At 38.7% G+C, this 15,996-nt stretch carries 11 protein-coding genes and 2 pseudogenes; 11 read left to right on the top strand and 2 right to left on the bottom strand.

The window, feature by feature from the left end:
• Positions 1–8: 8 nt before the first annotated feature.
• The 7 genes and pseudogenes from glmS to N4G44_RS22000 all read left to right on the top strand — a co-directional run bounded on the left by glmS (position 9) and on the right by N4G44_RS22000 (position 8,121).
• Positions 9–1,862, top strand: a complete 1,854-nt coding sequence (gene glmS / locus N4G44_RS22030) for a glutamine--fructose-6-phosphate transaminase (isomerizing) (RefSeq protein ID WP_474929929.1) — start codon at positions 9–11, stop codon at positions 1,860–1,862.
• A gap of 107 nt (positions 1,863–1,969) precedes the next feature.
• Positions 1,970–3,390 (top strand): annotated as a pseudogene (gene porK / locus N4G44_RS22025) (T9SS ring complex lipoprotein PorK/GldK).
• Between the two features lie 58 nt (positions 3,391–3,448).
• A complete protein-coding gene (gene porL, locus N4G44_RS22020; RefSeq protein WP_474929928.1) occupies positions 3,449–4,141 on the top strand; it encodes a type IX secretion system motor protein PorL/GldL in 693 nt (230 codons plus the stop codon).
• A gap of 53 nt (positions 4,142–4,194) precedes the next feature.
• Entirely contained in the window at positions 4,195–5,787 is a 1,593-nt protein-coding gene (gene porM / locus N4G44_RS22015; protein WP_474929927.1) for a type IX secretion system motor protein PorM/GldM, read from the top strand.
• Positions 5,788–5,807: 20 nt separating this feature from the next.
• Positions 5,808–6,746: a type IX secretion system ring subunit PorN/GldN gene (porN, locus tag N4G44_RS22010; RefSeq protein WP_474929926.1), complete on the top strand. Its 939-nt coding sequence runs from the start codon at positions 5,808–5,810 to the stop codon at positions 6,744–6,746.
• 55 nt (positions 6,747–6,801) lie between these two features.
• Positions 6,802–7,835, top strand: a pseudogene (locus tag N4G44_RS22005) (NAD(P)/FAD-dependent oxidoreductase).
• 28 nt (positions 7,836–7,863) lie between these two features.
• Positions 7,864–8,121: a SemiSWEET transporter gene (locus N4G44_RS22000; RefSeq protein WP_040996774.1), complete on the top strand. Its 258-nt coding sequence runs from the start codon at positions 7,864–7,866 to the stop codon at positions 8,119–8,121.
• An 88-nt stretch (positions 8,122–8,209) separates the two neighbouring features.
• Here the strand turns inward: N4G44_RS22000 and N4G44_RS21995 are convergent, their stop codons facing one another.
• Both N4G44_RS21995 and N4G44_RS21990 read right to left on the bottom strand, forming a co-directional pair.
• Positions 8,210–8,647, bottom strand: coding sequence for an META domain-containing protein (locus N4G44_RS21995; protein WP_474929925.1), 438 nt, complete (start codon positions 8,645–8,647; stop codon positions 8,210–8,212).
• A gap of 117 nt (positions 8,648–8,764) precedes the next feature.
• On the bottom strand, positions 8,765–9,076 hold the full coding sequence (locus N4G44_RS21990; protein WP_474929924.1) for a hypothetical protein: 312 nt from the start codon (positions 9,074–9,076) through the stop codon (positions 8,765–8,767).
• 565 nt (positions 9,077–9,641) lie between these two features.
• Here N4G44_RS21990 and N4G44_RS21985 point away from each other — a divergent pair.
• The 4 genes from N4G44_RS21985 (at position 9,642) to N4G44_RS21970 (ending at position 15,972) form a co-directional block, all read left to right on the top strand.
• Positions 9,642–10,031 carry a hypothetical protein gene (locus tag N4G44_RS21985; RefSeq protein ID WP_040996768.1) on the top strand — a complete coding sequence of 130 codons (390 nt, stop codon included), beginning with the start codon at positions 9,642–9,644 and terminating at the stop codon, positions 10,029–10,031.
• 147 nt (positions 10,032–10,178) lie between these two features.
• Positions 10,179–11,261, top strand: coding sequence for an efflux RND transporter periplasmic adaptor subunit (locus N4G44_RS21980; RefSeq protein ID WP_474930122.1), 1,083 nt, complete (start codon positions 10,179–10,181; stop codon positions 11,259–11,261).
• An 87-nt stretch (positions 11,262–11,348) separates the two neighbouring features.
• Entirely contained in the window at positions 11,349–14,543 is a 3,195-nt protein-coding gene (locus N4G44_RS21975; protein WP_040996766.1) for an efflux RND transporter permease subunit, read from the top strand.
• Positions 14,530–15,972, top strand: coding sequence for a TolC family protein (locus tag N4G44_RS21970; protein WP_474929923.1), 1,443 nt, complete (start codon positions 14,530–14,532; stop codon positions 15,970–15,972). Before N4G44_RS21975 ends, N4G44_RS21970 begins: the two co-directional genes overlap by 14 nt.
• The last annotated feature ends 24 nt before the right edge of the window (positions 15,973–15,996 follow it).

Below are 15,996 nucleotides of genomic sequence, written 5' to 3'. Positions count from 1 at the left end.
AGAAGAATATGTGTGGAATTGTAGGATATACAGGATTTCAAGATGCGTATGATATTGTAATCAACGGTCTTAGAAGATTAGAATATAGAGGATATGACAGTGCAGGGATTGTTTTGGAAGGTTCAGATAACAAATTTGAAGTAGAAAAAACAAAAGGTAAGGTTGATGATTTGGTTAATATTTCATCTCAGTTGAAAGGAACGGCCAAAATAGGGATGGGACATACCAGATGGGCTACCCACGGGGTTCCTAGTGATAGAAACTCACACCCGCATGTGTCAAACAACGGAAAAATTGCTCTTGTACACAATGGTATTATAGAAAACTATGATACGATTAAAACAATGCTTAGCGAAAAAGGATTTACTTTTAAATCTGAGACAGATACAGAAGTTTTGGTCAATCTTATTCAGTATTTCACAGATCTGAAACCGGAAACAGATTTCCCTACGGCGGTAAGATATGCTTTGAATGAAGTATACGGAGCATACGCTATTACCGTGCTACATGAAGATTACCCGGGAGTATTGGTGGTGGCAAGACTAGGTTCTCCACTGGCAATTGGACTGGGAGACAAAGAATATTTTATTGCTTCCGATGCCTCTCCTTTTGTGGAATTTACTAAAGAAGCCATCTATCTTGAAGAAGGGCATATGGCTACAATTTCATTAGAAAAGGGGGTAGACATCAGAACTATCAATGATAATTCAAGAATTGAGCCTGAAGTTCAGGAGCTTAAATTAAGCCTGGAGCAGATTGAAAAAGGTGGTTACGAGCATTTCATGCTTAAAGAAATCTTTGAACAGCCTAAATCTATCCATGATACGATGAGAGGAAGACTTCTTGTAGATGAAGGGGTTATAAAAATGGCCGGAATCTGGGATCATCTTGAAAGATTCAAAAATGCCAACAGAATCATTATTATTGCCTGCGGAACTTCATGGCATGCAGGTCTTATCGGGGAATACCTTATTGAAGAATATGCAAGGATTCCTGTAGAGGTAGAATATGCATCAGAATTCAGATACAGAAACCCTATCATTACAGATAAAGACGTGGTTATTGCAATCTCCCAGTCAGGGGAAACAGCAGACACCATGGCTGCATTGAAGCTGGCTAAAGAAAAAGGAGCATTTATATATGGTATATGTAACGTAGTGGATTCTTCCATTGCAAGAATTACAGATGCAGGTTCATATACTCATGCTGGTCCTGAAATCGGGGTAGCTTCTACTAAAGCATTTACTGCGCAGCTTACTATTCTTTCTTTAATTGCCCTTAAATTAGGAAAACATAACGGTAACCTTGGGAATGCTGAATTCATGAGCCTGATTACTGAGCTGAATGCACTTCCTAAAAAGATAGAAGAAGTTTTGAGCACTACTCACGAGCTGACTCAGAATATTGCCAAAGATTTTATCCAGACAACCAATTTCCTTTATTTAGGAAGAGGATATAACTATCCTGCTGCATTGGAAGGTGCCCTGAAGCTTAAGGAGATCTCTTATATACACGCAGAAGGATATCCTGCAGCAGAAATGAAACACGGACCTATTGCGCTTATTGACGAGAACATGCCGATCGTTATTATTGCTCCTAAAAAAGGACATTATGATAAGATTGTAAGTAATGTTCAGGAAATTAAAGCCAGAAAAGGAAAAATCATTGCTGTTGTTAATAAAGGAGACCAGCAGGTAAGCTCAATGGCAGATTATGTTATTGAAATCCCGGAAACCTCAGAATGTTTCTCACCAATCGTTGCCTCTGTGCCTTTACAGCTATTGGCATACTATATTGCTATATACCGTGGAGCTAATGTAGATCAGCCAAGAAACTTAGCAAAATCGGTAACTGTGGAATAAAAAACAGTTGTAAATAAAATAAATTTAGATTTCTTCCGTTATTTCAAAAAAATCTTAAAAGTTTCTTAAAAAAATTATATATTTACGGCTTAATTATAAAAATTAACATGAAAAGGATATTTCTTTTATTATTGTCTGCGTCGGTAGCATCAGTATCTTGTTCAGGTGGTGGCAGTTCTTCTGTAGGGAAGCCTGGAACAAAAGGAGAATTGATACCAAGAGAAAAAACGAAATCATTTGTTGCGGAAAGACCATACGGAATGGTCGGTATTCCAGCAGGTTCATTTGTTGCTGGTCTTGCAGATCAGGATCCAACAAACACTCCTGAAAAAGCTTCATTGAAAACTGTTACTGTTTCCTCATTCTTTATGGATGAAGCGGAAACTACCAATGCAGAATACAGAGTATTTATCAATTATGTAAGAGATTCCATTGCGAGAACTCTGCTAGCCGAAGCTGCTGGGGAAGGCGGTGAAGAAGGCGGACGTAAAGGCGCAAGCATTGGCGACTATGCATATCTTGCTAAAAAAGAAGAAAATTTAACACCTTATCAAGAATATTTAGAAGGCCAGGGAGGAAGAGAAGACGGAGGCTATGATCCAACCAAAAAACTAGACTGGAAAATTCCTTTGCATTGGAGTACTGGAAAGTATCCTGATGTAGAGTATGCAGAAGTTTTGGAATCTATGTATCTGCCTGCTTCTTCCAGAATAGGAAACGAAAGAATTTTAGACGTTAGTAAACTAAAATACAGCTACCAGTGGGGAGATATGGATGCGGCACTTGCTGACAACGAAAGAGGAGCCAATTACCTTAAGAGTTCAAGCATTGCCATCTATCCGGATACTACAGTGTGGGTAAAAGACTTCCACTTTGCTTACAACGAACCATTGTTTGAGCAGTATTTCTGGCACAAGGCCTACAAAGATTATCCTGTAGTTGGGGTAACCTGGGATCAGGCAAGAGCTTACTGTAACTTCAGATCTAAACTGAAAACAGATTACAACGAAAGCTTAAAAAGAAAAAACAAAGACCAATGCAGTTCCGTCTTCCTACAGAAATCGAATGGGAATATGCTGCCAGAGGCGGAATGCAAAATGCTACTTACCCTTGGGGAGGTCCATATTTAATGGATGACAGAGGTTGCTACCTTGCCAACTTCAAACCTAAGAGAGGTAACTATATGGAAGACGATAAAAAAGGTACTTATACATATACAGCTCCAGTAAAGAAATTTAAGAAAAATGGATTTGGGTTATTTGATATGGCTGGAAACGTTTCTGAATGGACAGAATCTGCGTATAACAACTCTTCTTATGGATTCTCTTCTACGTTAAACCCTTCGACTAAGAATAAGGTGGATACGAAGAAGTCTGTAAGAGGTGGATCTTGGAAAGATATAGGATATGCCCTTATGACAGGTGCTAGAGATTGGGAAAGAAAAGATTCTGCAAGAAGCTATATCGGATTCAGAACTGTACAGGATATTCCTGAAGCAGCTGTTAAGCCAAGAAGAGTTAACAGATAATTTAACCGGACAATTTTTCAATAACAATTTTATTTAACATTAAAAAAACTAACTTAATATGTTTAAGACTAAAGATGCTTGGATGAATTTCTTTTATTCATTCGGTGCTGCAATTGTAATTCTTGGAGCTTGGCTTAAAATTACTCACATTACCTTGGGACCAATTAACGGTAATATGGCTCTTACAGTGGGTCTTATTACGGAGGCTATTATCTTTATTATTTTCGCATTCGACCCTCCGAAATCAGAAGAGTCTTATGCATGGGAAAATGTTTATCCTGAGCTATTGGATAAGCATGCCAACCCAAACCCTTTACATTCTAATGTGTCATCCAAAAACAATGCACAGCAGTTTGCAGAATTAGAAAATTCTCTTTCAAATAAATTAGACAAAATGCTTCAGGAAGCAAAACTGGATGTTCAGTTATTTGACAGACTTAGAACAGGTATCGACAAATTCTCCAGCTCTGTTGATCAGATCAACCAGACTGTGGATGTATCTGCTTCTACTCATAAATATAATGAACAGCTTAACAGAGCTGCACAGCATATGGAAAGTATGAATGCTTTATATGCAATGCAGTTGGAGAACGGTAAAAAGCAATCTGAGTTTGCTAACAAATATGTAGCAGATATGCAGAAATCTGCAGAGCAGTCTGAAAAGTTCAATCAAGAATTACAAGGTTTAACAACTAATTTAAATAGCTTAAACAGAGTTTATGGTGGTATGCTTACTGCTATGAAGTCTTAATTCCTAACCATTTCTAAATTTAACTACTTAATCAAAAACTAAAAGAAAAGAGAATGGCACAAGGAAAACAGACCCCTCGTCAGAAGATGATCAACCTGATGTATTTGGTGTTCATCGCGATGATGGCCCTAAATATTGATGCAGAAATCATCAGATCATACTATGACTCTACCAGAGCATTAAACGAAACCAGAACTCTAACGGAGAAAAAGAACGAAAAAATCTTTGAAAAAACGTTAGAAGCTAAAGCTCAGCAGGTTCCGGATACCTATGCACAGCCTTGGGAGAACTATAAAGTCTTAAAAAGTAAGATCGATCTATTGGTATCCTCTGCTCAAGGTATTAAAGATGCTTTGAAAAAGCAGTCGGAATTTCATGACAAAGATCCTAAAACAGGAAAAGATATTGATGTAAGTGAAAACTTCGCTGCATTGAACAACAATGAGGCAACTACAGAATATTTCTTTAAAGAAGGAGATGAGAATACACCTTCAAAAGGAGCTCTGGAACTAAAAGCTAAAATTGATGATGTAAGAAATTATATTAATTCAACTTTTGGAAATAATCCTCAGTTAAAAGATTTAGTAGACAGAGCCAACAAATCTCTGATTGCTGAATATCCTAAAGGAAAATCTCCGAATGATAAGACTTGGTTTCAGAATAAATTCTATCACCAGCCGTTAATCGCTGCGATCTCAAACCTTGAGATCATCCAGAATGATGCGAGAAACGTACAGTCTGATGCATTGGCGTTATTACTTCAGGAGAAAGTAGATGCGAATATCAAATTCTCAAGCTACGAACCTATTGTTTCCGGTCCGGTAGATATCCAGGCAGGAAAACAGGCTGAAGTAAAAGTAATGTTGGGTACTTATTCAAACAGTAATAAGATCAATATTTCCGGTGTAAGCAGAGTAGAGAACGGTAAAGGGATCATCCCTATTTCAGGATCTGGTATTGGTGAGCATAAACTTGCCGGAACAATTACTCTGACAGATGCTTCAGGTAAGCCGCAAAGTTTCCCTTGGACGCATACTTACAACGTAATTGCTGGACCTAGAGAAGTAAAACTTGAAAAAGGACTATTGCTTTCTGCTGATAAGATGAATGTAATGTATAGAGGACTTGAGAACCCTGTTTCAGGATCAATCTTGGGTGCTGACAATTCTAAACTTTCACTATCTGCTCCGGGAGCTTCTGTAAGAGGTACAGGCCCAGGAAAATGGATTGTAAAACCAACAACAGGAAATACAGTTAAGCTAACGTTATCAGGAGTAGATCCTTATGGAAAATCTGTATCTCAGGTGTTTGAATATAGAATTAAGAATGTTCCGCCGCCACAAGGTCAGATGAGAGGACAGAACGTATTGTCGATGCCGGCAACGTCTATTCCTAACCAGTCTGTACAGGCAGCGATTCCGGACTTCGACTTCCCTGTTTCATTTAACGTGACACAGTTCATGGTAAGAGTACCTGGAAGAGCAGCATTACTGGTTCACGGAAACACATTAGGTGACGCCGCAGGATTAGTGAAGAACCTTAGAACAGGTGATGTGGTTTCGATCTTCGATATTAAAGCTACAGCACAAGGATTGGAAGGACAGCAGATTAAAAACATTACTCCTATAATTATTAATGTTCAATAGGACTAAAATTGTAATTTATTATGAAAAAATATATTAGCACCCTTTTAGTATTAGTTTCGGGATTTGCTTTTTCCCAGACTATCCTGAACGCAGCTTCTCCGGAAGAGTTCAGACAGATGAGAGAAGAAAACAAACAAAAAGTTGGTGATACTATTATTGATAACAAAGTAAAGCCTCTTGAATATGGTTTTGTAGAAGATAAAGATATCCTTAAGAGTATGTTTGTTTGGGAAATCATTGATATGAATGATAAGATCAATCAGCCATTCTACTACGACAATCCGGACGGGCTTCTAGCTACTCCTACAAGATCTTTGTACCAGCTATTATTAGACGGAGCCTTAACAGGAAAGATCGAGCAGGTTTATGATGACGAAAACTTTACCGTGAAACTTTCACCGGAAGGTATCCAGAAGAGACTTGAAAAAGTAATCATCAATGATGCTGCTATTGATATCCTTAACTCCGGAAGACAGTTAACTGAACAGGAGAAAAAAGAATATACCGACGTTTTCAAAACTACTACCGATAAAGTAAAAGTTCTTAAAATCATGGGGATGTGGTTTATCGATAAGAGAGACGGACAGATGAAATACAGACCTCTTGGAATTGCAGCTATGGGACCAGATCCTGCTGTACAGGGAGTTATAGGACCAGATGGTAAGCCAATCGCCGGTAACGACGAACTTATCGACCTATTCTGGATTTTCTATCCGAACGCGAGAGATATTCTGGCAAACAATTACGTTTATAACAGAAAAAACTCTTCTGCAGACCTTTCTTTTGATGATATCATCAACGGTAGAAGATTCTCTTCGGTTATTTACAAATCATCAAGCGGTTTAGGAGATGGTACCATTAAGGATTACATTCCTAAAGATGCTGAAGATCAGTTGGAAGAGAGCGAAAGAATCAAGGCTCAAATCCTTAACATGGAAAATGATATGTGGAATTACTAAGATTTCACTTGATATTTATACAAAACCTGAGTATTTTTACTCAGGTTTTTTTATTATGAAACATATAGACTATATCATTGTTGGAGACGGATATGCGGGACTCTTCTTCGCCCACCAGTTAATTAAAAATAATAAATCATTCGTGATCTTCTCTGAGGGTAGAAAAAGTGCATCCCAGGTTTCCGCAGGAATTATCAATCCCGTGGTTCTTAAGAAATTCACTACTTTCTGGAAAGCGCAGGAACAAATTGATTTCCTCAAGGTCACCTTAAATGAAATAGAATCATACACAGGAAAAAATTACCTCATCAGTTCACCCATCCACAGAATCTTTCATGACGAAAATGAGCAGAACCTTTGGCTGAAGAAATCCGGAAATGAAGAACTTTCTAACTTTCTTGATCAAAAATTGGATCATTTAGAGGTGGTAAAAAACGATTTTAAGACAGGAAAGGTTAATCAGTCTGCCAGGCTCGAAGTTAATGGATTTTTTATAGGTCTATTTGATTTTTTAGAAAAAAACGAACTTTTGATTAAAGAAAAGTTTGATTACGAAAAACTGGATCCCTCCGCAGATTCCTATAAAGATATAAAATTCAAAAATATAATCTTCTGTGAAGGAATGGGAGTGAAAGAAAATCCTTTTTTCTCGGATATTGCTGTAGTTCCGAATAAAGGTCATCACATTAAGGTAAAACTGTCTGAAGAAATTCCACAGGATGTTACCATTAAAAAGAAACATTTCCTATTTCCAACAGATAACGGGCTTCATTTCTATGGAGGAACCTACGACAGGGAACAGCTCCATCACCATATTGATGAATCCGCCGTCACGCAGCTTGTGAACGGCCTTTCTGAAATTTATCCCTATGACTTTGAAGTGAAAGAAGTAAACTTTGGTTTCAGACCAACCGTAAAGGACAGAAGACCCATCATCGGAAGACATCAGTTATTTAAAAATTTATATGTTTTCAATGGCCTTGGCGCAAGGGAATTCTTAACGGCTGCTATTTTTCCAGAAGCCTTTATCAGTTTATTGAACAAAATGTACCACTTCACGAGGAAGTTTCCCTCGATAGATTTAAATAATTCCTATCTTCAGGGAAAGAATTAAACTATGAACGAAAATGTCCTGGGTATAATAGCCGGAATTCTTACATCCATCTCCATGATTCCTCAACTCATTAAAGTAATAAAAGATAAAAATGTAGATGATATATCGTTAGTAATGCTTCTGGTTCTTATTTCAGGACTGTCGCTCTGGGTCTGGTACGGCTTTATTAAAGACGAATTGCCCATCATTTTATCAAATGCTTTTGCGGTTCTTGTTAACATAAGCTTGTTGGTCTGCTACATGATTTATAAAAAATCTTAACAAAAAAGGTGGCCGAGGAACTCGAAGCCACCTTTTTTATCGTAAATATATTGAAGACTTTTGCCTTCTTACCCTTTAGCCTTTAGTTTTACGGCTGAAGAACAAATTTAGCCAGAGGAGCCATTCTTGCTTTATTAAGCGTCAGCGTATTTCCGTTTACCGAATAATTATCTGCTGCAAGCACCGCTTTTGTAAATAATTGTTCAGTTTCCAGATCCTCACAAGCCATCATGGTAGACATTCCCTGGTTGAACTTGATCCTCATCACCTCAGGTTTGATTTCATAAGTACCTCCAAACCCGTTGCATCCTGCATGACCTTCATATCTCATGCCTTCCGTATTAAGCTTGAAATATGGATTGTTTTTAGGATTTTTAAGTTGGATCGGTTGTCCGTTCAGTTCCGTTAGTTTCCATGTTTTGCCCGTAATATCAGTCGTTTTTTCTGCTGTCGGAGTAGTTGTTTTACATGCCGTAAGAAATACGAGTAATAAAAGAGCGGATAAATAGTAATACAGGTTTTTCATAATAATTATTTTGGTGGTAATATATTTCAGGCTTTAGATTAATAAGAAGCCATTTTCGCAGATCCTGATCCATTCGTTTCACGTTTTGCATGAAAGAGAACCATATCTACATTTTTTTCAGTAAAGTAATGTTTCCTTTAATATTGGAATATTGATATTCCTCATTGCTGGCGGTATATTCCGGAAGAGCGTCACTTTTTTGAGATCATAGGTTTTGCCTTCCAGATGAACTGTTGCCGTACCTTTTGTATGATTAATGGTGACTTCAATTTTTTCCCCATAACTGTCCGTGAAAACATCTTTTGAGATTTCATCCCTGTTCTCAGGAGCGGCTTCCGTTACAACTTCTGCCTCTTTACCAGGATGCTTACATGCTGTTGAAGAAAGGACTGCCAGCCCGATAAGGACCGATGTAAATAATTTTTTCATAGTGATAAGTGATTTGTAAGTGTGTCATGAAATAGCGGTGTTAATACTACATAAATTTACAAATATTTTTAATAAATATATGTTAATTTTACATAAATTAATTAGATTTTTTTATCCGTTATGCATTACAGACTCCTAACAGTAGTTTTCAAAAACCCTGAAAAGCACTGTGTTCTTTAAAGATTGTAAGGCTAGATCACCGTTGAAAAGACTACGTTAAGCCGACGGTTGAAGAATAAAATAATACAGTTTTTCCATGTTCTACATTTGTTGTTTTTACTGGCTGCAAAATTATTAAAAATTACATAATGCTGATACACAGTAAAAAATGATTTAAATCATACCGCTGTAAATTCCATTTTTCACGTTTAATAGACATAAATAAGTGCATTCTTGCGGAAATACCGTTGAATAAAGGAACTCATATCTGTTATTAAATTTTAAAAGCAATTAAAAGCCATTGTGAAAATTTCAAATTTTCTTATTTAGTTTATTTAAAGAAGAGTTAAATTTTGTTAATCTGTTATGAGCGTATGCCTTTCTGGACGTACATTTGCGACTTCAAATGAGAAATTTTATTATTTACTTTTTAACCGGCCTTTTTCTGCTTTTCGTAGTAGAAAGCAGACTTAGTGTTAAAACACTCCGTAATGACTATTCAGGTCATGTTTCTCATCATATGCCTAAAAAAGCCAACCGGCTGAATCAGACTTTTGAAAAGCTATCCATACAGCAGATGGCCGATCAGATGGATAATTCAACCCTGGAACTTACTGAAGACGACTTTCAGCTGTCCGATACCATACAGCTATTTGCTGTTTTTGCCGGTGTTTTCAGCCTGGTTTATATTTTTGGCCTATCTTCTTCAAAAAGCAGAAAACCTGTTATACCGGGCTTTCTTTCGCTCTATTCCAATGTTAAAACATTCATTCTGATCCGTTCTATCAGAATTTAAAATTCCGTTTTTTCCCAATCTGTTTTCTGTCCACTATGCGGATGGAGATCAGCTGCGTTGCGTATGCCGGTAATCATCACGGTGCAGTATATCTATTACCACTTTCCATTCAAAACATTAACGATTTATATAAACTCTAGAATTATGATCAAAAGAGTTGTCGCAAGTATTGCGCTAAGCAGTCTTCTGTTGTTTACAGCATGCAACAAGAAGAAAGAAGAAAAAGAAGAAGCTGCGGTTTATCCCGTAACCACTCCGGTAGTGATGGATACGGTAATTGACAAAGAATATGTAGCCCAGATAAGATCTGTAAAGAATATCGAGGTTAGGGCTCAGGAAAAAGGCTTTCTTGAAAAAATTTATGTAGACGAGGGTCAATACGTGCATCAGGGACAGACATTGTTCCGTATCATGCCCCAATTGTACCAGGCGGAATTACTGAAAGCCCAGGCAGAAGTTGCTCAGGCTACCATTGAATTAAAGAATGCAAGTACATTAGCCAGCAACAACATCGTTTCCAAAAACGAAAGAGCAATGGCTAAAGCTAAACTTGACGCAGCGAATGCTGAAGCTAAGCTGGCTCAGATTCACTTGTCATTTACAGACATTAAAGCTCCGTTTTCAGGGATTATCAACAGATTACCTTTGAGATTGGGAAGTCTGGTGGATGAAGGAGATTTGCTGACGTCCCTTTCCGATAACACCAATATGTACACCTACTTTAATGTTTCAGAACCTGAATATCTTAATTATCAGAGAAATGTAGCTTCAAGAGGAAGTAATCAGGTAGGTCTGCTGATGGCAAACGGAGATTTATTCCCGCAAAAAGGGGAGGTTGAAACCATTACAGGAGAATTCGACAGTGAAACAGGGAACATTGCCTTCAGAGCCAAATTTCCGAACCCTGATAAATTATTAAGAAACGGAGAAACCGGAAAAGTAAGAATGACTTTGCCGTTGAGAAATGCTTTAATCATTCCTCAGAAAGCAACTTACGAAATTCAGGATCAGAAATACGTTTTCGTAGTGGATAAAAATGGAGTGGCAAGGTCTAAAAATATCAAGATTGCTTATGAGCTTCCGGACGTTTACGTTGTGGCATCAGGACTTGCAGTGGGAGATAAAATCTTATTGGAAGGAGTTCAGAAAGTGAAAGACGATCAGAAAGTTCAGACAAAAGCCCAGGATCCTAAAAAGGTTCTTCGATCATTGAAATTAAAAGCAGAGTAGAATACGATAATTGATAAGCGATAATTGATCATACATTGTTCAAACTCATCATTTATCATTCATCATTAATAATTTATCATTATTTTTATGTTTAAGAAATTCATTCGCAGACCTGTTCTGTCTATCGTAATCTCTTTGATTATCGTATTTATGGGAGTCTTGTCTTTGGTAAAACTCCCGGTAACGCAGTTCCCGTCCATTTCACCGCCAAAAGTAAACATCACCGCAGAATATCCGGGTGCCAACAACGAATTGTTGATCAAATCCGTGGTTATTCCATTGGAAAGAGGTCTTAACGGGGTGCCGGGTATGAAATATATGACCTCCGATGCCGGAAACGACGGGGAAGCTTCTATTCAGGTGGTTTTCGATTTGGGAACCGACCCGAACGTAGCAGCAGTAAACGTTCAGAACCGTGTATCTTCGGTAGTAAACAAACTTCCGCCATTGGTAGTTCGTGAAGGGGTAAAAATTACCCGTGAGGAGCCTAACATGCTGATGTACATCAACCTGTACAGTGATGACCCGAAAGCTGACCAGAAGTTCCTTTTCAACTATGCAGATATTAACGTAATGTCTGAACTGAGAAGGGTAAGCGGGGTTGGTTTCGCAGATATCCTTGGAACAAGAGAATATGCGATGCGTATCTGGCTTAAACCAGACAGATTAACGGCTTACAGTATTTCGGCAGACGAAGTGATGGAAGCGTTAAATGCACAAAGTTTGGAAGCATCTCCGGGTAAAACAGGGGAGAGTTCCGGAAAGCGTTCGCAGTCATTTGAATATATTTTAAAATATCCGGGTCGTTTCAACAATGAAAAAGATTACGGAAATATTATCCTTAAGGCAAAACCTGACGGAGAATTTATCAGATTAAAAGATGTGGCAGATATCGAATTCGGTTCCTCGATGTATGATATTTATTCTACACTGAACGGAAAACCTTCTGCCGCAATCACCGTAAAACAATCATACGGTTCCAACGCAAGTGACGTTATCAAGAATGTAAAATCTTTGATGGCCGAATTGCAGAAAACCACCTTCCCGAAAGGAATGCACTACGATATCAGCTATGACGTATCAAGATTCCTGGATGCCTCGATTGAAAAGGTAGTTCATACCTTATTTGAAGCCTTTATTTTGGTGGCCATAGTGGTATTCCTGTTCCTGGGAGACTGGCGTTCAACGCTGATCCCTGCTTTGGCGGTTCCGGTTTCATTGGTGGGAACATTTGCCATCATGTCTGCCTTTGGAATTACGTTAAACATGATCTCGCTGTTTGCCCTTGTAATGGCGATCGGGGTTGTTGTGGATGACGCGATTGTGGTAATTGAAGCCGTTCACGCCAAAATGGAAGAAAAACACTTATCTCCGTTAAAGGCTACAGAAGAAGCTATGCATGAAATCAGCGGTGCGATTATCGCAATTACTTTGGTAATGGCATCTGTATTTATTCCGATTGCCTTTATGTCCGGTCCGGTTGGAGTTTTCTATCGTCAGTTCTCCATTACAATGGCTTCTGCGATTATCCTTTCAGGAGTTGTAGCCTTAACATTGACGCCGGCTCTGTGTGCTTTAATCTTGAAAAACAACCACGGAAAACCTAAGAAAAGAACTCCGATTACCATTTTCCTTGATAAATTCAACGGTTTATTTACAAAAGGAGCCAATAAATATGAAGGAATGCTTAATAAAACGGTTAAGAAAAAGACCATCACTTTACCTTTATTATTAGCATTCTGTGCCTGTACATTCTTCCTGAGCAACTCACTTCCTTCAGGATTTATTCCGGCAGAAGACCAGGGAATGATCTATGCGATTATTCAGACACCTCCGGGTTCAACACTGGAAAGAACCAACCAGATCGCTAAAGAATTGTTGAGAGAATCTGAAGGAATAGATGGAGTACAATCCGTTTCTTCACTGGCAGGTTATGAAATTCTGACAGAAGGTACAGGTTCCAACTCCGGTACGTGTTTGATTAACTTAAAAAGCTGGGAAGACCGTAAAGAATCCGCCGCAGAAATTATAGAAAAGCTTGAAGAAAAAGCTAAAAATATTCCGGGTGCGAATATAGAATTCTTCCAGCCCCCATCCATTCCGGGTTATGGTGCTGCAGGTGGTTTCGAGCTTCGTTTGCTGGATAAGGCAGGAAGTGGAGATTATCAGAAAATGGAAAAAGTAAGTAACGATTTCGTAAGGGAACTCAAAAAGCGTCCTGAACTTGGTTCTGCATTTACATTCTATTCCGCGAGTTTCCCTCAATATATGTTGAGAGTAGATAATGACCTTGCCGAACAAAAAGGGGTAACGATTGAAAATGCAATGGATAATTTATCTACGTTAATCGGTTCCAACTATGAAACCAGTTTCATCCGTTTCGACAGGCCGTATAAGGTAATTGTTCAGGCAGGTCCTCAATACCGTGCGCTGCCGACAGATTTATTAAAATTATATGTTAAAAATGATAAGGAACAGATGGTTCCGTATTCAGACTTTATGCATTTGGAAAAAGTATATGGTTTATCTGAAATCACGAGACATAATATGTATAATTCATCTGAGGTAAGTGGAACCCCTGCGCCGGGCTACAGTTCCGGACAGGCAATTGCAGCGATCAAAGAAGTTGCGGATAAGACCCTTCCAAGAGGTTTCGGGATCGACTGGGCAGGTATTTCCAAAGATGAAGTAAGCCGTGGAAACGAAGCGGTATTTATCTTCCTGGTGTGTTTAGGATTCGTTTACCTGATTCTTTCTGCACAGTATGAAAGTTTCATTCTTCCGTTGCCGGTAATTTTATCATTGCCGACGGGTATTTTCGGAGCTTTCTTATGCTTAAAATTATTGGGATTGGAAAACAACATTTATGCCCAGGTAGCAATGGTCATGTTGATTGGTCTTTTGGGTAAAAATGCCGTATTGATTGTAGAGTTTGCCGTACAGAAGAAAGCAGAAGAGGGGATTCCGGTAGCTCAGGCCGCCATTGAAGGAGCTGCGATCCGTTTCCGTCCGATCCTGATGACATCATTTGCATTCATCGCAGGTTTGATTCCGTTGGTAATGGCGACCGGGCCGGGAGCTATTGGTAACCGAACAATCGGTACAGCCGCAGCAGGAGGGATGTTGATCGGAACTATTTTCGGATTAATGATTATTCCTGGATTGTATTACATCTTCGGAACCATTGCTGAAAAATCTAAACTGGCAAAGTATGAAGAAGAAAATCCTTTAACTGAACAAACAGAACCTTACCAACACGATGACAAACATGAAGATTTATAATAAATATATAGCAGCCATTGCCTTATCGCTTGTTTTAGCAAGCTGTAAGGCGCCAATGGCGACCGTCATAAAAGACGAGATGAAGGAAAATGTGCCTCAGAATTTTAATCAGGAAGATCAGGGAGATGCCAATAATAACAGCGGAACTACACCCTGGAGACAATTCTTTACAGATCCTGATCTGGTAAACTTAATTGAAACAGCTTTAAAGAACAACCAGGAATTACTGATCACTCTTCAGGAAATTGAAATTGCCAAAAGTGGTGTTTTAGCCAAAAAAGGGAGATTAACTCCTACGGTTGCAGCAGGAATTGGAGCCGGAGTGAAAAAGTCCGGCCGTTATACAAGCGAAGGAGCAGGTGATGCTACTACGGAAATAGAACCCGGGAAAGAAATGCCGGATCCGCTGGGTAATTTTGAAGGAGGCCTGATGGCAAACTGGGAGATTGATATCTGGAAAAAACTCAGAACCGAGAAAGAAGCGGCTGTTGCTCATTATCTTTCTACCGTAGAAGGGAAAAACTTCGTATTGTCCAACCTTATTGAGGAAGTGGCAGACAATTATTATGAATTGCTTGCCTTAGATAACCAGCTAGATATTATTCAACAGTATATTAAACTGCAGCAAAGAGCCCTGGAAATTTCCAAAATTCAGAAAGAAGCTGCTGCTGCCACCGAACTGGCAGTGAAAAAGTTTGAAGCTGAGCTGGCGAAGTCAAAAGCGGCAGAATATACCATCCGTCAGAATATTACGGAAAAGGAAAACCAGATCAATGCTCTTCTGGGGAGATATCCGCAGCCCATTGTGAGAAAGAAAGAAAGTTTCATGTCTACAGTGCCTCAAACGGTATATACAGGAATTCCTTCTCAGTTATTGGCAAACCGTCCGGATATTAAACAGGCAGAATTAGAATTAAAAGCATCAAAGCTCGATGTAGAAGCTGCCAGAAAGGAATTTTATCCGTCATTGGAAATTTCTGCAACCTTGGGATTGGAAGCCTTCAAACCTTCTTATCTGGTTAAATTGCCGGAATCTATTGCGACGAGCCTTGCTGGTGAGCTTGCTGGTCCGCTGATCAACAAAAGTGCGATCAAAGCCAATTTCCAGACGGCTGATGCAAGGCAGATACAATCTCTGTATGAATATGATAAAACGATCTTGAATGCTTATCTGGATGTAGCCAACCTTATGTCAAAGGTTAAAAATATAGACCAGTATTATCAGTTAAAATCACAGGAAACCAAAGCTTTGGATCAGTCTATTGATATTGCGAACCAGTTATTCAAAAATTCAAGAGCTGATTATCTTGAAGTTCTTCTGAACCAGAGAGATGCTCTGGATGCAAAACTGGAGCTGATCGAAGCTAAACAGAAACAGCTGAGCACCGTTGTAGATATTTACAAGAGTTTAGGCGGTGGCTGGAAATAAAACATCATAATTCTCAATAAACAG

It is taken from the genome of Chryseobacterium sp. GTID13, assembly GCF_056172655.1.
This window is presented reverse-complemented; position numbering and strand designations above follow the sequence as displayed.